At 50.7% G+C, this 24,101-nt stretch carries 22 protein-coding genes; 12 read left to right on the forward strand and 10 right to left on the reverse strand.

Annotated elements, in window-relative coordinates; all coding sequences use genetic code 11:
* Nucleotides 1-56 precede the first annotated feature (56 nt).
* The 3 genes from TH61_RS05755 to TH61_RS05765 all read left to right on the forward strand — a co-directional run bounded on the left by TH61_RS05755 (nucleotide 57) and on the right by TH61_RS05765 (nucleotide 3,270).
* Entirely contained in the window at nucleotides 57-1,553 is a 1,497-nt protein-coding gene (locus tag TH61_RS05755; protein WP_157600583.1) for a glycosyltransferase family 39 protein, read from the forward strand.
* On the forward strand, nucleotides 1,540-2,532 hold the full coding sequence (locus TH61_RS05760; protein WP_066507091.1) for a glycosyltransferase family 2 protein: 993 nt from the start codon (nucleotides 1,540-1,542) through the stop codon (nucleotides 2,530-2,532). The genes TH61_RS05755 and TH61_RS05760 overlap by 14 nt, the downstream gene beginning before the upstream one ends.
* A 120-nt stretch (nucleotides 2,533-2,652) precedes the next feature.
* Nucleotides 2,653-3,270, forward strand: coding sequence for a hypothetical protein (locus TH61_RS05765; protein WP_066507095.1), 618 nt, complete (start codon nucleotides 2,653-2,655; stop codon nucleotides 3,268-3,270).
* 27 nt (nucleotides 3,271-3,297) lie between these two features.
* Here the strand turns inward: TH61_RS05765 and TH61_RS05770 are convergent, their stop codons facing one another.
* Nucleotides 3,298-3,540 carry a hypothetical protein gene (locus TH61_RS05770; protein ID WP_066507097.1) on the reverse strand — a complete coding sequence of 81 codons (243 nt, stop codon included), beginning with the start codon at nucleotides 3,538-3,540 and terminating at the stop codon, nucleotides 3,298-3,300.
* Between the two features lie 171 nt (nucleotides 3,541-3,711).
* Here TH61_RS05770 and TH61_RS05775 point away from each other — a divergent pair, with 171 nt between their 5' ends.
* The 3 genes from TH61_RS05775 (at nucleotide 3,712) to TH61_RS05785 (ending at nucleotide 5,728) form a co-directional block, all read left to right on the forward strand.
* Complete coding sequence (locus tag TH61_RS05775) at nucleotides 3,712-4,587, forward strand: alpha/beta hydrolase (protein ID WP_066507100.1); 876 nt, start codon at nucleotides 3,712-3,714, stop codon at nucleotides 4,585-4,587.
* A gap of 84 nt (nucleotides 4,588-4,671) precedes the next feature.
* Nucleotides 4,672-5,307, forward strand: a complete 636-nt coding sequence (locus TH61_RS05780; protein ID WP_066507102.1) for a trans-aconitate 2-methyltransferase — start codon at nucleotides 4,672-4,674, stop codon at nucleotides 5,305-5,307.
* A 43-nt stretch (nucleotides 5,308-5,350) separates the two neighbouring features.
* A complete protein-coding gene (locus tag TH61_RS05785) occupies nucleotides 5,351-5,728 on the forward strand; it encodes an iron chaperone (protein WP_066507108.1) in 378 nt (125 codons plus the stop codon).
* Nucleotides 5,729-5,966: 238 nt separating this feature from the next.
* Here the strand turns inward: TH61_RS05785 and TH61_RS05790 are convergent, their stop codons facing one another.
* The gene (locus tag TH61_RS05790) at nucleotides 5,967-8,060 is read right to left on the reverse strand and encodes a M56 family metallopeptidase (protein ID WP_066507111.1); all 2,094 of its coding nucleotides are present in this window, start codon (nucleotides 8,058-8,060) and stop codon (nucleotides 5,967-5,969) included.
* On the reverse strand, nucleotides 8,035-8,439 hold the full coding sequence (locus TH61_RS05795; protein WP_066507114.1) for a BlaI/MecI/CopY family transcriptional regulator: 405 nt from the start codon (nucleotides 8,437-8,439) through the stop codon (nucleotides 8,035-8,037). Before TH61_RS05795 ends, TH61_RS05790 begins: the two co-directional genes overlap by 26 nt.
* Nucleotides 8,440-8,703: 264 nt before the next feature.
* Here TH61_RS05795 and TH61_RS05800 point away from each other — a divergent pair, with 264 nt between their 5' ends.
* Nucleotides 8,704-9,222 (forward strand): hypothetical protein, encoded by a 519-nt coding sequence (locus tag TH61_RS05800; protein WP_066507116.1) that lies wholly within the window; start codon nucleotides 8,704-8,706, stop codon nucleotides 9,220-9,222.
* A gap of 59 nt (nucleotides 9,223-9,281) precedes the next feature.
* Here TH61_RS05800 and TH61_RS18110 read toward each other — a convergent pair whose 3' ends face one another.
* The gene (locus tag TH61_RS18110; RefSeq protein ID WP_157600585.1) at nucleotides 9,282-9,470 is read right to left on the reverse strand and encodes a hypothetical protein; all 189 of its coding nucleotides are present in this window, start codon (nucleotides 9,468-9,470) and stop codon (nucleotides 9,282-9,284) included.
* A 420-nt stretch (nucleotides 9,471-9,890) separates the two neighbouring features.
* On the opposite strand from TH61_RS18110, the gene arfB reads away from it, so the two are divergent.
* A complete protein-coding gene (gene arfB / locus TH61_RS05805; RefSeq protein ID WP_066507125.1) occupies nucleotides 9,891-10,295 on the forward strand; it encodes an alternative ribosome rescue aminoacyl-tRNA hydrolase ArfB in 405 nt (134 codons plus the stop codon).
* Between the two features lie 336 nt (nucleotides 10,296-10,631).
* Here the strand turns inward: arfB and TH61_RS05810 are convergent, their stop codons facing one another.
* The 3 genes from TH61_RS05810 to TH61_RS05820 all read right to left on the reverse strand — a co-directional run bounded on the left by TH61_RS05810 (nucleotide 10,632) and on the right by TH61_RS05820 (nucleotide 13,397).
* Entirely contained in the window at nucleotides 10,632-11,357 is a 726-nt protein-coding gene (locus tag TH61_RS05810; RefSeq protein ID WP_197464105.1) for a DUF481 domain-containing protein, read from the reverse strand.
* A 270-nt stretch (nucleotides 11,358-11,627) separates the two neighbouring features.
* The gene (locus TH61_RS05815) at nucleotides 11,628-12,020 is read right to left on the reverse strand and encodes a hypothetical protein (protein ID WP_157600587.1); all 393 of its coding nucleotides are present in this window, start codon (nucleotides 12,018-12,020) and stop codon (nucleotides 11,628-11,630) included.
* Nucleotides 12,021-12,065: 45 nt separating this feature from the next.
* Nucleotides 12,066-13,397: a rhodanese-like domain-containing protein gene (locus TH61_RS05820; RefSeq protein WP_066507134.1), complete on the reverse strand. Its 1,332-nt coding sequence runs from the start codon at nucleotides 13,395-13,397 to the stop codon at nucleotides 12,066-12,068.
* A 412-nt stretch (nucleotides 13,398-13,809) separates the two neighbouring features.
* Here TH61_RS05820 and TH61_RS05825 point away from each other — a divergent pair, with 412 nt between their 5' ends.
* The gene (locus TH61_RS05825; RefSeq protein WP_066507138.1) at nucleotides 13,810-14,634 is read left to right on the forward strand and encodes a cyanophycinase; all 825 of its coding nucleotides are present in this window, start codon (nucleotides 13,810-13,812) and stop codon (nucleotides 14,632-14,634) included.
* A gap of 113 nt (nucleotides 14,635-14,747) precedes the next feature.
* On the opposite strand, the gene TH61_RS05830 is transcribed toward TH61_RS05825, so the two are convergent.
* On the reverse strand, nucleotides 14,748-15,641 hold the full coding sequence (locus TH61_RS05830; RefSeq protein WP_066507140.1) for an NAD(P)/FAD-dependent oxidoreductase: 894 nt from the start codon (nucleotides 15,639-15,641) through the stop codon (nucleotides 14,748-14,750).
* A 267-nt stretch (nucleotides 15,642-15,908) separates the two neighbouring features.
* Between TH61_RS05830 and TH61_RS05835 the strand changes: the two genes are divergently transcribed.
* The 3 genes from TH61_RS05835 to TH61_RS05845 all read left to right on the forward strand — a co-directional run bounded on the left by TH61_RS05835 (nucleotide 15,909) and on the right by TH61_RS05845 (nucleotide 19,089).
* Nucleotides 15,909-17,153 (forward strand): OmpP1/FadL family transporter, encoded by a 1,245-nt coding sequence (locus TH61_RS05835; RefSeq protein WP_066507142.1) that lies wholly within the window; start codon nucleotides 15,909-15,911, stop codon nucleotides 17,151-17,153.
* Nucleotides 17,154-17,167: 14 nt separating this feature from the next.
* Nucleotides 17,168-18,583: an SGNH/GDSL hydrolase family protein gene (locus tag TH61_RS05840; RefSeq protein WP_197464106.1), complete on the forward strand. Its 1,416-nt coding sequence runs from the start codon at nucleotides 17,168-17,170 to the stop codon at nucleotides 18,581-18,583.
* Nucleotides 18,584-18,663: 80 nt separating this feature from the next.
* Nucleotides 18,664-19,089 (forward strand): lipocalin family protein, encoded by a 426-nt coding sequence (locus tag TH61_RS05845; protein WP_066507146.1) that lies wholly within the window; start codon nucleotides 18,664-18,666, stop codon nucleotides 19,087-19,089.
* Between the two features lie 102 nt (nucleotides 19,090-19,191).
* On the opposite strand, the gene polA is transcribed toward TH61_RS05845, so the two are convergent.
* Entirely contained in the window at nucleotides 19,192-22,056 is a 2,865-nt protein-coding gene (gene polA, locus TH61_RS05850) for a DNA polymerase I (protein WP_066507150.1), read from the reverse strand.
* Nucleotides 22,057-22,835: 779 nt separating this feature from the next.
* A complete protein-coding gene (locus TH61_RS05855; protein WP_066507153.1) occupies nucleotides 22,836-24,059 on the reverse strand; it encodes an ABC transporter permease in 1,224 nt (407 codons plus the stop codon).
* Nucleotides 24,060-24,101: the final 42 nt, after the last annotated feature.

The raw sequence follows: 24,101 nt of genomic DNA on the forward strand, positions 1-24,101 counted from the left end.
AGATAGAACCAGCACTTTCCCTCTTGAACCAGACTAGCAGCCTTTTAGAACCTGACATGGCAGAAACCTATCCAACCCTCCGGGAGAAACACGCGTGGGTAGGCAAGTACTTCAAATACGTGGTGTTGGCGGTGCTGGTAGTGGTTCCGTTGTTTGGATATCTTGGCACCTTGCCTATTAGGATGTGGGATGAGTCCAGGTTGGCCAACAACGCCTTTGAGATGTATGATACGGGGCATCTGCTGGTCACCACGTTTGAGTACAGCCCAGACCTGTGGAACACCAAACCGCCATTGTTGATCTGGCTGCAAGCAGGCCTCATGCACCTGCTAGGCGTGAACGAATGGGCGGTTAGATTACCCTCTGCCGTGGCGGGTTTACTAACATGTGCACTGCTGTTCTTTTTCTCGCTCCGTTACCTGAAAAGCTTTTGGTTTGGATTCATCGCCGTCCTGGTTTTAATCACGGCAGAGGGCTACGTCACCGAACATGGTACCCGCACCGGCGATTATGATGCGCTATTGACCTTGTTCACCACCCTGAGTGCCCTGGCCTTTTTTGCCTACTGTGAAACCAAGCGCACTAGATATCTCTACTGGGTGTTTGCAGCTACTGCTTTAGCAGTGTTGACTAAAAGCGTGGCTGGGGTTCTGTTTGTGCCAGCCCTGGGTCTTTATGGCATTCTTAGAGGTCAGGTACTCTCCTTGCTTAAGAACAAGCATTTCTATTTTGGCCTGCTAGGTTGTTTTGGCGTCATTGCCGGGTATTATCTACTAAGAGAGGCGTCAAGCCCGGGCTACTTACAGGCCATTTGGAACAATGAACTGGGCGGACGCTATCTGCAAGTCAACGAGAACCACACCGGCGACTTCTGGTTCTACTACTATGGCTTTTCAGAACTGAAACTCACGGCCTGGTACCTGCTGGTGCCGTGTGGCTTTGCAGTAGGTATGCTCTTGAAAAATGACCGTATGAACCGTTTAGCCTTGTTTTGTGCGCTGGTGACAGTTTGTTTTTTTCTGGTAATCTCCATTTCCAAGACCAAGCTGCACTGGTATGACATTCCACTATATCCGTTTCTGGCCATGCTCATTGCTATGCTGGTTTTTACCGTTTTTGACTGGCTACGGCACTTGGAGTGGGCCAACCATACCATGCGCTACAACATCTGGCCCTTTGTGTTTCTGTTTGTGCTGGCCATCAATCCTTACCGCAAGACCTTAGATAGAACCTACACCCCCGAAGAAAACCCCGGCGACAAGGTGTTTTTTGACATCGGGTATTTCTTGAAAGACGCTTTAAAAGGAAAACAAGACATTACGGGCCACTCGCTGCTGTATGAGGGTTTCAACACGCACAACCTGTTCTATTTGTACGCGCTCCGGGACAAGGGCACGCGGCTAGACTTCCAGGATTGGACCAACCTTACACCCGGCGAACGGGTCATTGTGCCACAAGAGCACATCAAGCAGTACGTACGCGAGCATTATGACCATGAAGTTGTAGAAGAGATAGGCACCATCACCAAATTCAGGATTCATGGAAGGAAATAATAATGTGGCTATTTCTGTCATTGTGCCTATTTATAATGAGGAGAAGAACCTTCCTGAACTGTACCGCCGCCTACAAGACACCCTGATTAGTTTAGACCTACCGTATGAATTGATTTTTGTGAACGATGGCAGCAAGGACAACTCGCTTTTGCACCTTCTCCGCTTGAGCCAGGAGGACAACTCTGTGTTCTACGTCAACTTCAGCCGGAACTTTGGGCACCAGATTGCCGTGATGGCGGGCTTGGATGCTTGCCGCGGTGCCTGTGCCGTCATTATAGACGGTGACCTGCAAGACCCGCCAGAACTCATTTCTGAATTGTACCAAAAGCACCAGGAGGGCCATGAGGTGGTCTACGCCAAGCGTGCCACCAGAAACGGCGATAGCTTCTTCAAGAAAGCCACCGCCAAGCTTTTTTACAGGCTCCTGCGTGCTTCCACGGCCACAGACATCCCGTTAGATACCGGCGACTTCCGGCTCATAGACCGCAAAGTGATTGATTATTTAAAGCAGATGCCGGAGCAGAATAAGTTTTTACGGGGTCAGATTGCCTGGCTGGGCTTTAGGCAGACGCACGTGCTCTTTGACCGGGACAGCCGAAAGCATGGTACGTCTGGGTATTCTTTAGGCAAGATGCTGCGCTTTGCCATGGATGGCATCACGGGTTTCTCAGATGCGCCGCTCCAATTTGTCACGCGCCTGGGCTTTACCATCTCGGCCTTGTCCTTCTTGATTATCCTGTATGCCGTCTACAGCCACTTTGTCCTGCACCGCACCATTACGGGATGGACCTCGCTCATCATCAGCTCCATGTTTATTGGGGGCGTGCAGCTCATCTCGGTGGGCATCATTGGCGAATACGTGAGTCGCATCAACCGCAACGTCTTGAACCGGCCGCTCTACATTGTACAAGGCTCCAACCTAAACCAAAAGGCGGCAACGGTGAACGGCAGAACCCAGGTCACAGCGGCACAATCCTAGCAGTCGTTTTTGGCTTGGTTCCTGGGAAAGAGGCCAAAAATGACTTTCCAGATGTTACGTTAAGGCTTACATTTACCGCGGCTTTCTCAGGAACTCGCCATTAAAAGTGTACCGCAATTTATGACAACTAGAAGCGTGCATTACTTCTCTGGACTGGCCCTCACCGTGTTTATAGGGATGCACTTGTTCAATCATGTTTGGGCCCTCTTTGGGGCGCAGGCGCATATTGAGATGATGCACACGCTCCGGCTGGTGTATAGGAACAGAGTAGTAGAGTCTATTATACTGGGAGCAGTGCTGGTGCAGATAGTGTCTGGTAGTAAGCTGGTTGCGGCTAATAGAAAACGGGCAATGGCTGGTTTTGACAAGCTTCACCTCTGGACGGGGCTGTATCTGGCGGCGTTCTTATTGATCCACGTAGGGGCTGTGCTCACGGGTAGGTTGCTGCTCAACCTGGACACTAACTTTTATTTTGGGGTGGCGGGCCTTAACTCCTTTCCTTTTAACCTGTTCTTTTTCCCATACTACGGGCTGGCCATGCTGGCATTCTTTGGGCATGTGGCGGCGGTGCACCAGAAGAAGATGACCCACGCCTTCCTGGGCCTTTCACCCAACAGACAATCACGGCTCATCTTAGCTGCTGGGTTGTTACTGACGGTGGTGATTTTTTATAGCTTAACCAATGGCTTCAGGGGGGTGGCCATTCCAGCAGCCTACCATATGCTTATTGGGAAGTAAGGATGGTTTTCCAATGCAGTGCCTTTTCTAGGACTTTTCTGGCTTGTCGTCTTGGTGCGGGAAATGATTCTTGCGCAGGTTCATGCCGTAGGTGTAATTGGTGGAGAGGATGACGTCATTGCAGTCAAAGTGCTTGATGACGCCGTCCTTCTGTAAGGCTACTACCCAGCAGGTATTCTGGTGCATGCCGTAGTCAATGATAAAAATGGCTTGTCCGGTTCCCAAAGGGGTTTCTACTAAGATAGTTGGCTTTAATTGCAAAATAGACATCTACACGAACGTTTAAGGTGGGGGTGCAGCAGTGCGCTTTCACTTCATGTTTCTAAAAACAGACATGCGTGGCACTTGTTTTGAAAAGTGCCTTCTACCTAGCGCAAGTGGTCTGCAAACTTGTGTATATTGGCTCTTAGTACCTGCTTTTGTCCATTACCCAAAGGTCCCATGAGAGCCATCTTACTGTTCGCACTATTCACTACCTCCTTAGTTGTTCCTTGCCTTTCTCAAACCAAAAAAGGCGGCAAATCCTCAGCAGTTAAGCCGTACGTAATTGGCGTGATTGAAGAGATACCATCCAAGCAGTTAGGAGAGAACAGGACACTGAACATCTATTTGCCGGAAGGTTATAACGCCAAAGACACAGTCACCTACCCGGTCATCTACCTGCTAGACGGCTCCGCGGATGAGGACTTTCTGCACGTGGTGGGCTTGGTGCAATTCAATACGTTCCCTTGGATCAACCAACTGCCTAAGTCTATTGTGGTGGGCATTGCCAACATAGATAGGAGAAGGGATTTCACCTATCCCACCACCGTGGCCGCAGACCAAGGCCGGTACAAGACGGCTGGCCAGTCTGCCAAATTCATATCGTTCCTGGAGACCGAATTGCAACCGTTCATAGATCGTCACTACAAAACCACCAAGTCAAAAACTGTGATTGGCCAGTCCTTGGGCGGTTTGTTAGTCACCGAGGTCCTGTTCATGAAACCCACCCTGTTCAATAAGTACATTATCATCAGTCCAAGTATCTGGTGGGACAACGGCTCCCTGCTGGCGCAGACTTCGGTCGCTTTGCAGGAAAGTTTTAACCAGAAGACCGAGGTGTATATTGGAGTGGGCAAGGAAGGCTTGACGCCCAGTGACACGCCGCGCGTCATGGAAGTAGACGCCAACCTGCTCTATGAAAAACTGCGCGGCGCCAAGAACAACCAACTCACGGTCTATTTTGACTACCTGCCACAAGAAGACCACGCCACCATCACACACCAGGCCGTCTTCAACGCCTTCAGGTTGTTATATCCGCTGCCAGCAAAAAAATAACAGGGGTGTCTTCTCATTTGTGGTGAGAAAGAGTATCTTCCAACAAGTATTTGCGCTTTAGGTTTATTCCATATTTCGTTTACCATGGAGCCTTACCAAACCACTATCCATACCTGGAACAAGCTGGCTTCTCTTTATCAGGAGAAGTTCATGGACGTGGGTTTGTATGACGACACCTATGACCGGTTCTGCCAGTTAGTGGGCAAGCCCAACGCGCGGGTGCTGGAACTAGGCTGTGGCCCCGGCAACATTACCCGCTACCTGCTTGCTAAGCGACCTGACTTTGAGCTAGAGGCCACAGACGCAGCGCCCAACATGGTCCACCTGGCGCAAGCCAACAACCCAGATGCGCAATGCTCTGTCTTGGACTGCCGAAACCTATCCCAGCTCATGCCAAGCTATGACGCCGTTGTGTGTGGCTTCTGCCTGCCGTACCTCTCGCCAGCCGACTGCCTGAAACTCATACAAGACAGCGCCTTACTGCTTACCTCTGGCGGAGTCCTCTACCTCAGTTTTATAGAAGACGATCCTCAGAAATCTGGCTATGAAACCAGTAACAACGGAGAGCACTCTTTGTACATTCATTACTACCAAACCCCTTACCTTTTAGACGTTCTTGAAGCCAACGGTTTTGAGCTGGCAGAGCGTTTCCAGAAATGCTATCCTGCTGGCAAAGAGGAACCGGCCACGCACACCATTCTTATAGCCCGAAGAAATTGATTTCAGAAGCCTTTTATTTTCTAAACCTATAACTCTTTGAACTATGATCACTACCGCGCCCAAAGACATTGACAGCTACATTGCAGGGTTCCCAAAAGAGGTTCAAGGCCTTCTACAACAGATAAGGAGCCTTATCCAAGAGAATGCTCCAGAGGCCACAGAATGCATAAAATACGGCATGCCCACCTTTGACCTGCACGGCAATCTGGTTCACTTCGCGGCTTTTGTGCATCATATAGGCTTTTACTCTGTGCCAACCTTGCAAGAAGAATTTACAGCAGACTTGCAAGACTACAAGGTGGGCAATGGGTCTGTACAGTTCCCGTTACACCAACCCCTGCCTACTGAGCTGATCACCAAGATTGTCAAGTATCGGGTACAGGAGAACCTGGCGGCGGTGAGTATTCTAGAAACTACCTAATCCTACGCTAACTGCCGGTTTTCTGAAAGCCAATTACTAGATGTAAAAAGGCATCTACGATCCTGAGGTCTACAGGCGCAGAACGGAGTATGGTGTGCAAAAAGTTTTTGCTTTAAGGCCCGCCATAGAAATATAAAAATCCCTGAGCAGCGTTTTTGGCCTGTTTCCTGGAAAGGAGGCCAAAAACGCTGCTCAGGGATTTTCATTACAAGGCATAGCCTAATGCTATACCAATTGCCTACTTTTTGCTGCTTTTGTTGGTGTTGATGGTAAAGTTAGAGCCGTCTTTCTTGAGCATCATGTCTACATCTTCACCGGTGGCGGTAGAGATAATCTTCTTGTACTTCTGGTAGAACGCGTCTGACTGTTTTTTCTCATCTACATACAGCCCGGTCTTGTCCAGCTTGAAGGTGTAATCTGCTTCACTGGATTTGATCAACCCGTCAGAGAGCAAGGCGGCTTTGAGCTCTTTCATCATGGCGTCATGCTTTTTCATGCGCTCATCGTGCTCCTTCATGCGTACGGCGTGGTCGGCCATACGCTTCTCGTGCTCTTTCATACGCACGCCGTGTTCTTCCATGCGTTTCTTATGCTCTTCCTGACGCTTGGCATTGTCTGCTTGGCGGGCTTTGTGGTCACCTTGAGCGGCGGCTACATAGGTTTCCTGGCGAGAATGAAACTCATCCATCCGGGAGTGGAATTCCTGCATTTGGCGCTCATACTCTTTTAAGTCTTTCTTGTAGCGCTTCTGGCCCTCCTCATCTCCTGACAATGGAGCCACCGGTGCCACCGGCGGAACGGGAGGAACCGGGGCCACCATGCCTACTCCGCGGCCACCCACGCTAGTGCCTCTTCCCTGGGATATGTATTCCCTTGGGGCCATAGGCGGTCTTGGGGCATGCACGCTTACTCTTTCTACTTCATCCAAGGTGCCATTTGCTACAGCCATGGCGCGCTCTGTTTCCTCAGAGGACATGGTTTTGGCGTTTTTGGCGGCTTTTAGCTGGCGTTCAATACGGTCCTGGTATTTGCTTAGCTCGTTCTTAGGCACGCGCTTTCCGTTCACGTACACCTCCACCACTTTGCCTTTCTTGTTCTGCACAATCACCAGGTCATCGTCTAACTGCACCATAGTCAAAGCTTCCTCCAGTTCCTCTTCGGGCTCTGGCGAGTTAACCGGCACGGCGGCGGCCACATAAGGCTTGGCAGGCGCCGGCTCCTGTATAGTCAACGGTTCTTGGGGTTGCGGCGCCTCTGGGTTTTGTTGGTAATTGGCCCAGGCGGTGGCAGAGAAGACCAGCAGGCCGGCGGTCACGGCGCAGGCGGCCAGGAAGCCCTCAGAGAAGGACGGTCTAAGCGCCGGTTGTTGCACCAGTCTGGTAATGCGGCTCAACAAAGAGCGGCGACGGCCCGAGAAGGCCATGGAAAGGCGAGGGGTGGTGGTTGGGTTTTTCATGAGTAGTTCTTCTAAATGGGTTAGGGCATAGGCGTAAGTAAGGGAGTCGCTGCAGACAGAAATGGCCAGGTCGTCACAGGCGTGTTCCCGTTCGGTTCTAATGCAGTCAGAGATCCACCACACCGCCGGATGAAAGAAAAAGAGCGTCTCTACCAAGCTCTGTAGCAGGTTGAGCAGATAGTCTTTGCGGTGCACGTGGGCCAGTTCATGGGCCAGGATGGCCTCTATCTGGGCCGTAGACAGCCCGGCCAGCGTACCCAGCGGCAATAGGATGAGCGGTTTTAGGTGCCCGATGACCATAGGCACTTTGATCAAAGCAGACTCGGCTATGGACACGGCGTGCGTAAGGCCCAATTGCTGGCCCACCTCCATCGCTTTCTGCTGCCAGGCCTCCGGCACGGCTTGTACCCGGTAAGAGCGCAGGCGCTGCACGTACACCCAGCCTCCTAACAAGCGCATGCCCATCAAGACCATGCCTAGCAGCCACAAAAGCACGATGGCGGGCAGGTGCTGATCAAAATAAGCCTGACCCTGTGCTGTTACTTTTTCCCAGAACCCTTGTGATGTAGCGGTCTCTGCCCCTGCTATAACTAGAGTAGTGCTGGTGATGGCAGACCCGGCGCTAACAGCAGCTTGTGGCAAAGGGGGTTCATAGAGTTTGTAGTAAGTGATGCCCGCCATCAGGACCAAGGCCATTAACCCGGCCCAGGCTACGCGGTAGCGGGTGGCCGCCGAATGACGGTGCATTAACCGCAACAACACGGCTAGGATAATGGCCAGCAGCGCGCCCTGCCAGACAGAATGTAGCAGGGTCCAGCCCAGGGCATTGAGGCTAGCCTGTGGCAGTACCTCATGGAGTAGGTTTGTGGGAGTCATCTTCCAGGCGTTTTAAGAGGTTCTTGATTTGATTTAACTCATCTGGGGTAGTGGACCGGTTGCCCAAAGCCTGCATCACAAGCTTCATGGCTGAGCCCCTAAAGGCGGTGTCCAGAAAACGGTCCAGCAAATGCTTCTGGGTGTCTTCTTCGGTGACGGCGGCCTGGTACAAATGGGAACGGCTTTCCTCATCCCGTGACACCAGGTTTTTCTCATGCATGATCTGGAGCAGCTTGAGCGTGGTGGTGTAGCCGGTCTCTTTCACTTTATTCTGGGCCTCATTGACAAAACGCACCGTGCTGGGACCGTTCTGCCAGAGAATCTGCAGAATCTCTAGTTCGGTCTCGGTGGGTTTAAGCGGCGGGGTCTGGTTGGTCATGGCGGTACGCTGAAATTGTATCTACGATTGATTTCGTACTCAATTATACGAACACTTTCGTAAAAGGAAAACTTTTTTACACGAAATTTTTCGTAGTTCTTCAATTCCTTTCTTTACTGTGCTTTAGAAGGCCTTGTATACCCCTCAAGGAAAAGGCATTGCCTTCTACTTAAAGGGCATATTGGGGCAAGGCTGGCAGAAGAAATTCTGTCACCTTGCAAGAGAGGTTATACCAGATATGAAAATTGTTGCGTAATCTACAGCATGAAGAGAACAGCAGTGTTGGTCTTGGTGGCGGGGCTTCTTTCTAGTGCCCCAGCCTGGGCCCAAAAATACCGGACGGCCGCGGGTTTGCGGGTGGGTAAAAACGAAGTGGGCCTAACCATACAACAGAAGATATTTGAGAAAACCACACTGGAGGGCTTAGCTACGGCCGCCCCCCGCGAGGTTTTGGCCACGGTACTGGCCGAACAACATTTTAACATTCTAGGAAAACGCCTGAACTACTACATGGGCGCGGGCGCGCACGGCGGGAAGCTGAAGGATTATGGGGCCGTCTACGGGTTTGACGTCATAGCCGGCCTAGAGTATAAAATCAACGGGCTCCCGTTTGTCCTATCCGCCGATCTGAAACCGGCTTTTCATCTGCGTCACGAGGAGTGGTTCAATCTGGGCAGCGCTTTCTCCATCAGGTATGTGATAGTGAAAGAGCCAACAGAGTCACCGCTGGATTTCATCAAAGGAATCTTTTCGCCGTCTGGGAAAAGCAAGAAGGGGGACTAGTTATCTTGTGGGGTGCTTTTGGGCTTGTTTTGGGAAAACAAGCTAAAAACGGGTAAGCTTTATAGAGAGGCAATCTGAGCGTAAGAGGCCAAAGTCTCTGACTGTGCATGGTCTTCTGGTGATAAAACTTGTGTCCCGTTTTGGTTCACATAAATAACTTCTTGTTTGTAGTCTACACTGCTTAACGCGTTGTCTAACGCGAAGCTAGAACCCAAACATGCTGCGAACAATAATACGATCAATTTCATGGCTTTAATCTTTAATGGTTTGTTTAAGAGACTATCTGATTCTTAATTAGTTGCACCGTTTTACAAAGTTTTTTTTCGGTACCTGAAGGTCATTTTCTGTTTTGTTCATCTGGCTTCTGTTAGTAAGATGCACATGGCCTTCATTGGGTTGCCTTGCTTGTGAACTATTATATCCAAACGGTGTGCCACAAGTGTAAATCATTGATTATAAGCGTTTTAAGGCATATTTTTATTTTTCAATTGTCCAACACCGAACAAAATATGTCCGCTACCGGACAAGTGACAACCAATTTCGTACATGATTGTCCGGCTAAGAGGGCCACATGCGCACATAAAAAACTGAATTTGAAGCAAATACCATCTGTCAAAACTCCTCTTGGCCTGACGCCCACCATCTCCTGACAGCCGACCCCATCCTATATGACACTCCCAGATTTAACCCCCGAATTGGTTTTCCAGACATCGCGCAGCAGCGGCCCCGGCGGACAGAATGTGAACAAGGTAGAAAGCCGCGTAGAAGTGTGGTTCTCCATTGAGAACTCAGCGCTGCTCAGCCCAGAGCAAAAAGAATTGATGTTGGAGAAATTGGCGCCGCGTCTGAACAAAGAAGGTTTTCTGCACCTGGCCAGCCAAGAAGACCGCAGCCAGCTAGTCAACAAGGAGCTAGCCACTCAAAAGCTCTATGAGACCCTGGAACAAGCCCTGCACCGTCCCAAACCCCGCAAAAAGACCAGACCCTCTAAAGCCGCCGTCCAGAAACGCATTGAAGCCAAGAAGAAGATTGGTCAAAAGAAAGCCAACCGAAGGTTTAGTTCTGAGTCTTGAGTAGCGAGTCTAGCGTCTTAAAAAGGAAAATAGATTGGCGTTTTTTGGCTGTTTTCTGAGAATCAGGCCAAAATGGACAGGTGGTTTTTCCGCTCTGAGCAAGCAGGGCAAGATGATGTTGAATAAAAATGTAGAGACAACGGCACCGCCTTGTCTCTGCGCATTCCAAATTCAATTTGCGTTTGGCCAAAGAGAATGCCTGCGCCATGATAAGACAAATTCCCCATTTATACCCTTCAGACTCACAGCGCAAGTTAGATGAACCGTTTTTAGCCGGATTCCCAGGAAACACCCCAAAAACGACTCGCGACTCTAGACTCAAAACTCGCGACTAATTTAGAAGCTTACCTGCAAACCGTTGGTGAGGCTGTAGAGGTACTTGGGAATGGGCACGATGGGCTGGTTCTCATAGGTGTGCGCGAAGTTGGTGGTGAGTTGCAGCCATGTGTTCACTTTCACGGTCAAGGACACATCACCGCTGAACCGGTGCCTGAACTGGTCATGCGGCTGGTCATAACCCACCTGGTAGTAATGAATAGTGCTCAGTTCCAGATAGGGGTTCAAAGGCAGACGCACACTGGCATAGTTAGAGAGCTTGGGCATGTGCTTTTTGATGTAGCGGTCCTCCGCCAGGTTATGCCAGCGCTCATGCTCATACATTACGCCCGTGCCTAGGTTAAACCGCAGGTTCTCTTTGCGCACCACCGCAAACCGGATGCCCGCCCCTACCAGTGCCCGCAACTCCAGACCACGGTTATAGTCATACTGCAACTGCCCGAAGCTCTCATAAGACAACCGCTGCTGCCTCCTGAACGTGACACGGCCGTGCACATAGCCGGTCTCTACCTGCGTGGCGCTGCGCAGCCGCACATAGTTGTAAGAGCTAAGCAAGAGGTAGGTATTGTGCTCAGAGACGTAGCCAATGTTGCCGTTACCCGTCAGGCCAATGAAATGGTCTGTTTTGCCTTCTCTGCCAGTGGCCCTGTTGAACAGGTTTAAGTTGACGCCCAGCTTACCGGTAAAGTAATGCGAGGAGTCCCGCTCCACACGCGCCTTCTCCACGTTTAAGATTTGACCCGAAGCGACAATGGAAAGTAAAAAAAAGAGGATTAGAAAGGAAAAGCGGACTGGTAAATTCATCTAAAAATAAAGACCGAAAGAAGGCGTGGACGCTAAAAGAAAAGGCAAATTATCAAAAGAATTGCCAATGCCCTCTACCTTTTAGCATGGTGCAGTCCTCAGTCATAAAAGACGGCCAAATGATTTTGTCCATCTCTTCATTTTAGGCATCGCTTCCTTCTTCTTTAATAAGTAGAAAGAAGCGATGCCCTTTTAAGCTACACTGTTTCTCACTTTTCTACTGGTCAGAAACTTGATCAACAACAGAAAGGGAATGGACCAGATAAGTGCCATCATGAAATGGTCAAAGGTATGCTCTCCTTTGTCAAAAGGATTGTATGGCGCCAAAAAGATGGCTTGCCCCCAAACATACAACAGATAGAGAACAGACACGCCTATGGCCAGGGTTCTGGCCCAATTTCTATACTTCGCCAGAAATATCCCTGCCACTAAAAGAGACAAGCTCAAGACAATTCCGGCCGTTGCCACAAAAGGCGCAAATGCTCTTACTTGGCTAGAGTACTCGTCTATGGTTATTTTAAGGGTTTGAGACACAATCAACCCGACCACATTGCTCATCAGGATTACTCCCGAAAGCAGTGCCATGACAATGCCAACCGTCCTGACAGATTTGACCCGTTCCTCCATCCACTAAAACTGCGAAATGGCGTCTCCCAAGTCATATACGGGCACGCCCACTACATGAGGCTTCACAATGCTGGTGGCGGCGGCAGACCTATACCCGGCTGCGCAATGGATGATAACGGGCTTGTCTGCCGGCACTTCTTCTACGCGTTCCCGCAACTCTGGCAAAGGAATCTCCAGCGCCGAAGGAAAAATCTTGCGCTGCTTGATCTCGTTCCAGTTGCGTACGTCTACAATGGTGTAGTTCTCAGGGTGCTGTTTAAAGTCCTCCAGGTTCAGTTCGGGGGTTTTGTCTGTGGCCTCGGGAGGACAGGTAAGGGCGCCCAAGATGAGACGGTTATAGCCAATGCGGGCGGTCTTGCTAATGATTTCCTGCACCTTGGCCTCATTCTCTACCACTAGGTAAAACTGCTCTGTGGGCCAGACAATAGACCCCAGCCACGTCTCAAACTTACCACCGTCTTGCAGGTTGATGGAATTAGGCAAATGACCTTTCTTGAACTGAGCCTGCGGGCGGGTGTCAATCACCAAGGCGTTCTTCTCCAGTTCATGGTCAGCGGGCAGCACGGGCACGCGCTTGACAGAAGACTCATACTTGGGTGCGCCTTTACGATTAATGGCCACGGCATGCTCAAAGTACTTAGGCACGAAGGGCTGGTCTGAGGTGAGGTATTGCACAAACGCGTCTTCAGACATGGGTTGCAGGGCCGGGTTGGTGCGCTTCTCATCCCCAATGGTGCTGCTGTTGGCGCTGCTCATGCCCTTGCCGCAGAGGCTGCCCGCGCCGTGCGCCGGGTATACCAATACGTCATCTGGCAGGGTCATCAGTTTCTCACGGGTGGAGTGGTACATCTGGCGGGCCAGTTCTTCTCTGGAGGCCGTCAGGTTGCCCACATTCTCGCGCAAGTCAGGACGGCCCACGTCCCCAATGAACAGGGTGTCACCGGTGAAGACGGCGTGCTCTTTCCCTTCTTCGTCTAACAATAAGATAGAGATGCTGTCTGGTGAATGGCCGGGCGTGTTGATGGCCTTTAAGGTCACTTTACCCAATTTAATGACGTCGCCGTCATCAAAGGTGGTGTGTTTGTATTCGGCGCCTAAGAGTTCACTCACGTAGATGGTGGCGTTCTTGGCTTCGGCTAGTTCTAGGTGACCGCTCACAAAGTCGGCGTGCGGGTGGGTTTCTATGATGGTGGTGATGCGGGCGTCATGCAACATGGCGTACTCCTCATACTGCTTGGGGTCGCGGGTGGGATCAATGACGGCAATCTCGGCATCACTCATGATGATGTATGAATAATGGGCCAGGCCCTTGTCTTCAAACTGCTCTATTTTCATAGGGAAAGAGGTTACGGAGGAATGAATAAGGCAAAGTTGTCATTTTACAGCGGTAATTCATAGATGACGTTCGTCAGCTTTGCCGGTCGTTTTTGGCCTGCTTTCCAGAAAATAGGCCAAAAACGGCACGTATGTGGCAATTTAAAGATTGCTCAGAAATTTCCAGCATAGAATAGGGCAGCCCTTGTCTTAGGTTTACTTCAGGGAACCAGTCCATGAGCCGTTGCCCTTCTTAAAAGTACCAACTCCTAGAAATAAGTAGAAACACGTAGGTTTTCATAACTTGAGGCAGGGCTTTTTAGTTATGTCTTATACGAACATCTTAGTACTAGAGCCAGATGCTTGCCCTCAACCTATATTTTAGGCAAACTATCCAGAGACTATTCATTCACTGTTCATATAGAAGGAATACATGCAAGAACCAAAAGGCACCTTGATTGCGCTAGGCGGCGGCGATGATGACGGCCTCATCAGCCTCATACGGGGCGAGCTCTGCAGCCGGGACTCCAACATTGAAGTCATCACCACCGCCACACTAGAGCCGCTAGAGTCTGGCCAGGCCTACAAAGAGGCCTTTGAAGAGCTGGGCTGCAGCAGCGTGCGCTTTATGCACATTGACGAAGACAACATAGCCGACAAGCCTGACTACCTGGACCGCATTCAGCAGGCAGAGGTTATCTTCTTTACCGGCGGCAACCAGTTGCGTTTAAAAGAGTTTCTGGCCAACACCAACCTGCACGCCCTCATGCTCCAGCGATACCAGTATGACGAGGTCACCATTGCCGGCACCAGCGCCGGGGCCGCCGCCATGTCTGACCGCATGATTTATGAGGGCTACGGCTATTACTCTCTATTAAAAGGCGAAGTGAAAACCACCGAGGGTCTGGGCTTTATCCAGAACGTCTTCATTGATACCCATTTTACAGAGCGCGGCCGTTTTGGGCGCCTGGCGCACGCCGTCACCAAACGCCCCGAGTTTGTGGGCATTGGACTAGGTGAGGAAACCGGCGTCATCATCAAAGGCGGCAACCATGTGGAGGTGTTTGGCAACGGCGTGGTCACCATCATGGACGGCTCTCATGTGCGCTACACCAACATCACAGAAGTAGCCGAAGGCGAACCCATCGCCATTGAGAACCTCACCATGCACCTGCTGGTAGAAGGCCATGAATACTGCCTCAAAGACCGCTTCTTTAGAAAACTCTCCCAACAGAAAAAGAAGTCACTGGTGAAATAAGCACCAGCCTACATACATCTTATTGACAGCGGCCCTCGTTTTTGGCCTGTTTTCTGGAAAACAGGCCAAAAACGAGGGCCGCTCTTTATTCTATTTAGTCTTGCGTTTTAAAGCTATTGCCTGAATTCCTTCTGCAGTTCTATGTTAATGGCGACGGCGGCCTTAGTGCCTTCGGCGGCGGCGACTATGACCAGTTGCATGTCTCGGGCAGAATCACCGGCTACGTAGAGGCCTTTCACATTGGTCTCTTGGTGTTTGTACGTGCGCACCACCCCTTTACTGGTGAAGTCACAGTCCAGTTGGCTGGCCAGGTCTGAGCGTTGGTCTGATCCGGTCGCAAAGAACAGAGCCTCGCGCTCTTCTATCTGGCCGTTGCCCAAATGAATAGTTTTCATCTGGCCGTCTTCACCCTCAATCTTTTCTATGGGAGCGGTGGTGTATTTGATGCCGTTGCGCGTGAGCAGTTCCCGGTCCTCACGGGTGAGCTTGTTGGTGCCGTCTGTGAACAGCATCACGTCCAGGCTCCACGTTTTCAAGGACAAGGACAAGCCAATGGCGTTTCTGCCTTTTCCGTAGGCCGCCAGCGGCTTGTTTTTGGACTCAAAGCCATCACAGTACGGGCAGTGGTGGATGCTGGTGCCAAAGAAAGGCTCGGCGCCCGGTATTTGGGGCCATCTGTCGGTAAGGCCCGTGGCCAACAGTACTTTCCTGGAGAGGTAGGCTTGGCCGTCCTCGTCTAGGGCTTGAAATAAATCGCCTTTCTTGTGGAGTTTGGTGATGCGCCTCTGCTTAAAGTCAACTTCGTATTTGGCCAAGTCTTCGCGGCCCAGTTGCAGGAACTCGCTGGGCGGGGTGCCGTCCCGGGTAATGAAACCGTTCATGGCATGCGAGTACGCATTGCGGTACTCGCCGGTATCAAACAACGCTACTTTGCGCAAGCACCTGCCCAACAACATGGCAGCGCTTAAACCGGCCGGGCCACCCCCCACTATTAATACGTCATACATAGTCACCTTCTTTTTACCTGAAATGGCTTAACGCAAATAAGCCGAAAGTGATGGGCTTTCTGATGGTATTTTCATAGTGTAACCTGCTTCCTTTAGTCATTTCTTACCCTGAAGAGATGTGTCTAAACTCCTGTAAATACCCGTTTGGTTGCTAAAAATTAAAATAATAGTGCGTATGCATACTAACATTAGAATATCATTCCAATTTTTCTATCTTTGGTTAACAAACTCACACATTCCACTTAACCAGATTTAACAAACCAACGCATGAAAAGTAAATTTTTAGCCTTTCTGGGCAGCGCTGTGCTTACCGCAGGCGTTGCCAATGCCGGAGGATACCAAGCAAACCTCCAGGGGCAAAAGCAGATAGGGATGGGGCACGCCGGCACTGGCTTAGCATTAGACCAGAGCAGTATCTTCTTTAACCCAGGTGCTTTGGCGCATTTGAGACAGAACGGCATCCAACTAGGCATAAGCGCCTTAAATTCTAAGATAGCGTACCGCGAATCTTCTGGTGGCGTGGCCGAGTCTCAGACCGACAACCCACTGGGTACTCCTTTTCAGGTGTACGCCTCTTACGGTGCCGCTGAGAGCCCCTTGCGTTTTGGTATTGGCGTGTATACTCCGTACGGTAGCACCGTGAACTGGGGAAGCACGTGGCAAGGACGTTTTGGTTTGAATGAGTTAACCCTGCAGGCTATTTACATCCAGCCTACCGTGAGCTACAGAATCACTGACAAGTTGGGCGTGGGCGCTGGCTTAATTGTTTCTATAGGCAGCGTAAACCTACAACGTTCTGTTCCCTTGACAGATGAGAACGGCAACGAAGGCCGCATTGAGCTAGACGGAAAATCTAAAACCGGTATTGGCTTTAACGCAGGCGTGTACTTCCAGCCAACAGAGAAGCTTTCTTTGGGCTTGACCTACCGCTCTAAAGTTGATGCAAAGGTAGAAGACGGAGACATCATCCTTCAGATTCCAGACGCAGCGCCGGTGAGAGCTCAGTTTAAAGGAGACAAATTCAATGCTACCCTTCCTTTACCCGCTAACCTTACCTTGGGCTTAGGCTACAAGGCTACAGACAAGTTGACGCTTGCCTTAGACGTACAGCGTGTGGAGTGGAGTGCCTATGAGTCTTTGCGCTTTGACTTTAATGACGTGATTGGCGGCCAGACTTCTTCTGAGGCTCAGCGTCAGTATGAAGATTCTTACATCTACCGTTTAGGTGCCCAGTATGTCTTATCTGACATCATGACCCTGCGTGCGGGCGCCTACTATGACCAGTCTCCGGTAGAAGACGGTTATTTAACCCCAGAGACGCCAGACTCAGACTCTAGAGGTGTTTCTGTTGGCTTAACGCTTAAGCTTTCTGAGAAAGTAGACCTAGACGCTTCTTTCTTATATGTCAACAAAAAAGAGCGCACAGATGACGCCAGCAAGTCTAACGGTGTAGCCGGTACTTTCAAATCGGTGGCCTATATTCCTGGTGTAGGGGTTAACTATAAATTCTAATCGAATTAATGAACATGAAAAATATCTTACATAAACTGGGTGCTGTTGCTTTCCTTTCCAGCTCCCTACTGTTTACTGGTTGTGATCCTGAGTTTGAAGATGACCGCACCTTTAGTGCCGGCTCTCTTGACTTGACTAAATACGTGGCGGTTGGTAACTCCCTTACGGCCGGCTACCAAGACAACGGTCTTTCTTTAGAAGGACAGTTGAATTCTTATCCAAACATGCTGGCTAACCAGTTCTCTTTTGTAGGCGGCGGCGGCTTTACCCAGCCATTGTTTTCTTTAGAGCAAAGAAACGGTACTGGTTATCTTAGACTGACTGGTTTTACCAGCACGGGTAGCCCTATCACCACCACTGTGAACACTGAGTTGGCGGTAAGAGGCCTTGGCGCAGACGGCAAAACACCTTTGTTGACTAAATTCACTGGTGCCATCAACAACTTTGGCGTACCGGGTATTAGAGTGGCTGACATCAACACGCCAGGCTACGGCTTGAACAACCCACAAGGCTTCAACCCTTATTTTGAGAGACTTTTACCAGACAATTCTTTCACGACGTATCTGCAGAAGGTTTCTACCAGCGCGCCTACCTTCTTTAGCTTATGGTTAGGAAACAACGACGTGCTAGGGTATGCCACTGCAGGTGGTTTTGCCGGAAGCATCACGGCTACCAGCACGTTTGAAACCAATTACACCGCCATGGTGAATGCCCTTTCTGCCAACAACACAGAAGGCATTGTGGCTACTATCCCTGACGTACGCGCGGTTCCTTTCTTTACAACCGTAGGTCCAACGTTTAAGGCGTCTTTGCCAGCGGCGGTACCAGCAGTAGTAGTATTAACCAAGAACACGCCTACTCGTAAAGTAGTCCTTAAGTCAGACATCAAATCTGCAGCCGGCGGAACTGTCTTGTTCACGTTGACATCTGCTCCTTACTTGCCGTTGGTGGGCACGCCTACCGGTAAATACTGGAGAGATCTGGCTAAGTCTCAAAGCCCAACAAACCCTAACGCAGCCTTGCAGCAATACTTGGCGGCCTTCCAGATTGACACGACCAAGATGTTTGGCTTAAGCGGCGAGAACCCGTTCCCAAGTGCGTTGGTTTTGGACAACGATGAGCAGGCAGAGATTGCCACGGCCACTACGGCGTTCAACACCTTCATCAAAGCACAAGCTACTTCTAAAAACCTGGCGGTGTTTGATGCTTTTGAGTTCTTTAACAGAATCCAGACTGGCTTCGCGTTGAATGGTGTTAACTATTCTCCTGCGTTCATCACGGGTAACCTGTTCTCATTGGACGGTGTGCACCCTACGCAGCGTGGCTACGCCATCATTGCCAACGAGATGATCAGAGCCATCAACACCAAATACGGTTCTACCATCCCAACCATTGACGTAACCCAGTTTAGAGCGGTACAAATCCCGTAAGCTGCTTTACCACTTATAGAGAAGGCCCGGCACACGCTGGGCCTTTTTTTGTACCTTCCGGTAAGTAACCACCATTTTTTATGAGCAGAACCTTTCTCCCAGCTCTATTCTTTCTATTGGTTTTCTTTTGTACCACAAGTTGCCAGCAAGACGAAGGTGCTCCAGATCAGAAGCAACTTCTGGCAAAGACTTGGCTGGTAGCGTCACAGGTTGTGCAACGCAATGACGGTCCCAAAGAAGACGTTTATGCCCAACTAGAGGACTGCCAAAAAGACGACGAACTCATTTTCTTTGAGAACGGCACCTATGAGCTTAACCCAGGCAAAGACGAATGCCAGATTTCTGTGATGGAGGAAGGAACCTGGGAGTTGTATGACAAGCAACTGTTCATTGCCGAGCAGGAGTATGAAGTACAGCAACTGTCCAGCACTGTACTGGTGCTAGGGTTTAAAGCAAGCAAAGGAGATGACAAGATTGTCACCACTACCACCTACAAAGCCAAATAGCTCCAAGCCTTAATACAAAAAGAGGAAGCTCCTGAACAGGAGCTTCCTCTTTTTGTATACTCTCATTTTTAGCCTGATTCTCAGAAAACAAGCCAAAAACGGTTAATGGGCCTGTAGCCAATTCTCGCCGGTGCCCATGCCAACTTCCATAGGCACGCTCAGCGGGAAGGCATTCTTCATAAGCTCCTCCACTTTGGCTTGTACTATTGGTAGTTCTTCTTTGAGCACGTCAAACACTAATTCATCATGCACCTGCAAGATCATGCGGCTGGCCAGTTTCTCATCGCGTAGCCACTGGTCAATGTTGATCATAGCAATCTTGATGATGTCGGCCGCCGTGCCCTGGATTGGGGCGTTGATGGCATTTCGTTCGGCGTAGCCACGTACGTTCTGGTTACGGCTATTGATGTCCCTTAAGTAGCGTCTACGGCCCAGCAAGGTCTCCACAAACTCCTGCTCACGGGCTTCGTTGATGGCACTGTCCATGTACTGCTTCACCGCCGGAAACTCCTGGAAGTACGCCTCAATAATCTCGGCGGCCTCTCTTCTTGGAATAGCCAGACGCTCTGCCAGCCCAAACGCCGAAATACCGTAGATAATCCCGAAGTTAATGGTTTTGGCCTTCCGGCGCATGTCACTGTCTACTTGGTCCACGGGCACGTGGAACACCTTGGCCGCGGTAGACGAGTGAATATCCAGGCCCTTCTGGAACGCTTCTTTCATGGTGGCGTCATTACTGAAATGCGCCATGATGCGTAGCTCAATCTGCGAGTAATCCGCGGACAGCAGGACGTGGTTTTCATCCCTCGGCACAAAGGCTTTGCGTATCTCCCGCCCTTTCTCTGTGCGAATGGGGATATTCTGCAGGTTGGGATTGGTGGAGCTCAAACGGCCCGTCGCGGCCACGGCTTGGTTGTAGGACGTGTGCAAACGGTTATCCTCACGGCAAATCAATTGCGGCAATGCGTCTACGTACGTGCTCTTCAATTTAGTAAGCTGCCGGTGATCCAGAATCAACGCGACAATCTCATGCTCAAAGGCCAGCTTAGATAGAATCTCCTCGCCGGTAGCATACTGGCCCGTCTTGGTTTTCTTAATCTTGTTCCCTCCCAACTGCAGGCGGTCAAATAACACCTCGCCCAGCTGTTTAGGTGACCCGATGTTGAACTCCATGCCGGCCAGGTTGAAGATTTTCTGCTCAATCTCCTGGATGCTGGTTTGCAGCACTTGAGAGGATTCTCCCAAGGCTTCGGCGTCAATGCTCACGCCCTCACGTTCCATGTGACCCAGCACGCGCAACAATGGGTTCTCCACCTCATTGAAGAGCTTCTTAAGGCCTTGTTTCTCCAACAGCGGGTCAAAGTAGTTCTTAAGTTGAAGCGTGACGTCCGCGTCCTCGCAAGCGTATTCATAGATTTGGAGCGGTGGCAGCTTATCCATGGTGAGCTGGTTCTTGCCTTTGCCTAACAGCGTCTCAATGGCAATAGGCGTGTAATGCAAGTACGTCTCAGCGAGCAGGTCCATGTTGTGGCGCATGTCGGGCTCCAGGAGGTAGTGGGCCAGCATGGTGTCATAGAGCGGTCCCTGTACGTCAATGCCGTAGCGTTGTAGCACCACTAGGTCATACTTGATGTTCTGGCCAATCTTGGTGATGCTAGGGCTTTCCAGTATTTCCTTGAACTCCTGCACAATCTCTAGGGTAGCCTCATAGTCATCTGCCGGCACCGGAATGTAATAGGCCTCGCCGGGGATGTAACAGAACGAGATGCCCACCAAGCGTGCGGTGATGGCGTCTATGCTGGTGGTCTCGGTGTCAAAAGAGACTTCCTTCTGGAGTTTCAGGTATTTTAAAAGTTGCGCTCGCTGCTCTGGGGTGGTAAGCAGGTGGTACTCATGCAGGGTAGTGTCAATAGTTTTTCTGACGCCTGTGATATAGGTACCTGCGGTGGTTTCCTCGCCTTCTTCCTGGACAACGGTCTCATTGGCGGGCATGTCAAACAGAGACGTCTGGCCCATGGGCTTGTCTGATTTGAAGCCTTTGCCCACCGTGGGCTTGTTGGAAATGGGTTTGGGGACGGCGGGCGAGGCGGTACCCAGCACGCGGGTAGCCAGTTGCCTGAACTCCAGTTCGTCAAAGAGTGCCGCCAGTTTCTCCACATCTGGCCCTTCATAAAACAGGCCTTGCTCGTCAAAGTCAATGGGCACGTCCAGATGGATGGTGGCCAGTTCTTTGGACATGAGGCCCTGCTCCGCGAACTTCTCCACGTTCTCCTTTTGCTTGCCTTTCAACTCATGCGAGTGGGCAATAAGGTTCTCTACCGAACCGTATTTCTGAATGAGCGTCTTCGCGGTTTTCTCGCCAATGCCCGGGATGCCCGGGATGTTGTCCACGGCATCCCCTTGCAAACCTAGAATGTCAATGACTTGTTTTACATCGCTTATTTCCCAGCGCTCCAGCACTTTGGGCTTGTCAATCACTTCTATGGCATTGCCCAAGAACGCGGGCTTGTAGACAAACACATGGTCTGTTACCAATTGGTAGTAGTCCTTGTCTGGCGTCATCATGAAGACGTCGTACCCGGCCTTCTCGGCTTTGCAGGAAAGCGTGCCTATGATGTCATCGGCCTCAAAACCGTCCAGCATCATGCCTGGTATGCCAAAGGCCTCCACAATCTTCTTCACATAGGGGATGGCGATGGAAATATCTTCGGGCATAGCCTGGCGGTTGGCCTTATATTCCACGAAGCTGTCATGCCTAAACGTCTTGGACGGCGCATCATAGCAGACCCCAATGTGCGTGGGCTTTTCGCGGTTGAGCAGGTCTACTAAGGTGTTGGTGAAGCCCAGCGCGGCGCCGGTGTTCATGCCCTTGGAGTTGATTCTAGGATTCTTACTGAACGCGAAGTGGGCGCGGTAAATGAGCGCCATGGCGTCTAAAAGGAAAAGGCGTTTGTCTGGTGTACTCATAGGCTAGCGAAGGTACAAGCAATGCGTCTGCTGTGCAACGGTGTTGTTTATTTAACTGAAGACGCGGCAGAAAGTTAGGGGAAAGCGTTTTTGGCTTGTTTTCTAGGAATTAGGAGGAAAATGGATTTGATTGTCGATTGTGGATTGGCTAGGCTGTAGCTACACTGCCCGCCGTTGTGTTATCACCAATGACATAGACTGCCTTCAAACAACTTTGTCTATGACGCGCATGATACTACCCTGACTCCCTCTGCCGTGCACTACCATTGGGGCTATGCCTGAGAAGATCTTTCCTTCCGGTGCTCTTATGCCACCCTGTTTCATTTTGACCGCTAAGCGCTCGCGGCCGCGGGGCCCCGTCTTCCCGCCTCGCGCTGTACCAGCTTGCCTCTTCTTCGTGGTTTCTTCCTATGTTATTTAAACTTACTTGCTGTGTTGTAACCGCTGGTCAGTCAGAGACGGCAACCTGCTTAGGCGACTCGACGGAAGGACTGGAATAGGTGCGTTTGGTTAAGGCCTTTGCCAAACGCAGATTCTCCCCTTGAGGATTGCTCAAACGAGAGTTTGAGGCAGCGAGCGTAGCTCAGTAGAGGGGTGTTTACGCGAGCAGATGAACCTTGCAAAAGAAAGCAATGTGTGGGAGACTAGGCACTGCCTTGTCTCTACATTATCTCAAACATCAGCCCTCTCATCCTAGCATTCTCCCTCTAGGAGAAGGGACGGTGCTTTTCTGTTTTGGGTTGTTTTCCAGAAAACAGGCTAAAAACGGAATTCAGGAATTACAGATTCTCTCTGATGGAAAGGGAAGCGGCTTTGCGGGCGGGACGGATGGAGACCAGCAAGGTAATAATAACAATGGCGGCGGCGGTGAACAGAAAGTCCTCCACGCGCATGAGCACGGGGTAAGCTTCTACCACTGAGGTCGTCATGCCCATGGACACGATGCCGAAGGTCTGTTGCGCCCAGCAGATGCCTCCGCCAATCACCAAACCCACCACGGCCCCGGTAAACGCAACAATGGCACCCTCTAGTAAGAAGATCTTCCGGATGGTGCCTGGGTCGGCACCCATAGAGGCTAGGATGGCGATGTCTTTCTGCTTGTCCAGAACTAGCATGGACAGCGAGAAGAAGATGTTGATGGAGGCTATGAGCAAGACAAACGTAAAGGTCACAAACACAAACAGCTTCTCTACCTTGACGGCGCGCAGAAGGCTCACGTGCTGCTCCTCGCTGTTCTGTACTTGAAAGCCCGACCCCAATTTCTCCTGTAAGGCGTTTTTAATCTGGTCAATGTTGTCCGGCGAATTGGCCTTCACCTCAATGGACGTGCGCTTGTTCTCATAGCCTAACAATTCCTGGGCAAATTCTAGCGGCACAAACACGTACTGGTCGTCATACTGCCGCTCAATGGCAAACACGCCACCCGCCTGAATGCCCAATTGCCTGAACGCGTTTTCTGGGTTTAAGGTGACTTTCTTACCCGCCTTAGGGTACATGAACTGTAATGGTGAGAATGGATTCTCGGGCCGTATAGACAACTGATATTGCACGCCGCGGCCAATGAGCGCATACTGCTGCTCGCCGCGTTTCAGGCGGCGGTCTCCGTCTACAATAGCAGAGTCAATCTGGTTTTGTTTGTAGTAATTGTCACTCACGCCTTTGATCTTGACTACCATCTGGCGGTCATTGTAGCGGAGCAGGGCGTTGTCTTCTATGACCTCGGTGAGCAGGACCACGCCGGGCGTTTTCTTGATGCGCTCCAAAAAGGCGGCATCGGTTTCAAAGGACTTGCCTTCTACTGAGGTGATCTTGATTTCGGGGTCAAACTTGCCGTACAGAGACCTGATCAAATCTTCTAGTCCGTTGAACACGGACAAGACCACAATAAGCGCCATGGTGCCTACGCCCACGCCAATCATGGCAATGATGGAGATGATGTTGATGATGTTGCGCTTCTTCTTGGTGAAGAAGTACCGCTTCGCGATAAAAAGGGCAACGTTCATCTAGTGGGGTATGAGTGAATGCTTGTATGAATGGGGAGAATA

Source organism: Rufibacter sp. DG15C (assembly GCF_001577755.1).
In the GTDB taxonomy this organism is placed as follows: Bacteria; Bacteroidota; Bacteroidia; order Cytophagales; family Hymenobacteraceae; genus Nibribacter.

Excerpts from the sequence above, each read along its gene's own strand:
- TH61_RS05755 (WP_157600583.1), top strand. The coding sequence starts at position 57 with ATGGCAGAAACCTATCCAACCCTCCGGGAGAAACACGCGTGGGTAGGC.
- TH61_RS05760 (WP_066507091.1), top strand. The coding sequence starts at position 1,540 with ATGGAAGGAAATAATAATGTGGCTATTTCTGTCATTGTGCCTATTTAT.
- TH61_RS05765 (WP_066507095.1), top strand. The coding sequence starts at position 2,653 with ATGACAACTAGAAGCGTGCATTACTTCTCTGGACTGGCCCTCACCGTG.
- TH61_RS05770 (WP_066507097.1), bottom strand. The coding sequence starts at position 3,540 with ATGTCTATTTTGCAATTAAAGCCAACTATCTTAGTAGAAACCCCTTTG.
- TH61_RS05775 (WP_066507100.1), top strand. The coding sequence starts at position 3,712 with ATGAGAGCCATCTTACTGTTCGCACTATTCACTACCTCCTTAGTTGTT.
- TH61_RS05780 (WP_066507102.1), top strand. The coding sequence starts at position 4,672 with ATGGAGCCTTACCAAACCACTATCCATACCTGGAACAAGCTGGCTTCT.
- TH61_RS05785 (WP_066507108.1), top strand. The coding sequence starts at position 5,351 with ATGATCACTACCGCGCCCAAAGACATTGACAGCTACATTGCAGGGTTC.
- TH61_RS05790 (WP_066507111.1), bottom strand. The coding sequence starts at position 8,060 with ATGACTCCCACAAACCTACTCCATGAGGTACTGCCACAGGCTAGCCTC.
- TH61_RS05795 (WP_066507114.1), bottom strand. The coding sequence starts at position 8,439 with ATGACCAACCAGACCCCGCCGCTTAAACCCACCGAGACCGAACTAGAG.
- TH61_RS05800 (WP_066507116.1), top strand. The coding sequence starts at position 8,704 with ATGAAGAGAACAGCAGTGTTGGTCTTGGTGGCGGGGCTTCTTTCTAGT.
- TH61_RS18110 (WP_157600585.1), bottom strand. The coding sequence starts at position 9,470 with ATGAAATTGATCGTATTATTGTTCGCAGCATGTTTGGGTTCTAGCTTC.
- arfB (WP_066507125.1), top strand. The coding sequence starts at position 9,891 with ATGACACTCCCAGATTTAACCCCCGAATTGGTTTTCCAGACATCGCGC.
- TH61_RS05815 (WP_157600587.1), bottom strand. The coding sequence starts at position 12,020 with ATGGCACTGCTTTCGGGAGTAATCCTGATGAGCAATGTGGTCGGGTTG.
- TH61_RS05820 (WP_066507134.1), bottom strand. The coding sequence starts at position 13,397 with ATGAAAATAGAGCAGTTTGAAGACAAGGGCCTGGCCCATTATTCATAC.
- TH61_RS05825 (WP_066507138.1), top strand. The coding sequence starts at position 13,810 with ATGCAAGAACCAAAAGGCACCTTGATTGCGCTAGGCGGCGGCGATGAT.
- TH61_RS05830 (WP_066507140.1), bottom strand. The coding sequence starts at position 15,641 with ATGTATGACGTATTAATAGTGGGGGGTGGCCCGGCCGGTTTAAGCGCT.
- TH61_RS05835 (WP_066507142.1), top strand. The coding sequence starts at position 15,909 with ATGAAAAGTAAATTTTTAGCCTTTCTGGGCAGCGCTGTGCTTACCGCA.
- TH61_RS05840 (WP_197464106.1), top strand. The coding sequence starts at position 17,168 with ATGAAAAATATCTTACATAAACTGGGTGCTGTTGCTTTCCTTTCCAGC.
- TH61_RS05845 (WP_066507146.1), top strand. The coding sequence starts at position 18,664 with ATGAGCAGAACCTTTCTCCCAGCTCTATTCTTTCTATTGGTTTTCTTT.
- polA (WP_066507150.1), bottom strand. The coding sequence starts at position 22,056 with ATGAGTACACCAGACAAACGCCTTTTCCTTTTAGACGCCATGGCGCTC.
- TH61_RS05855 (WP_066507153.1), bottom strand. The coding sequence starts at position 24,059 with ATGAACGTTGCCCTTTTTATCGCGAAGCGGTACTTCTTCACCAAGAAG.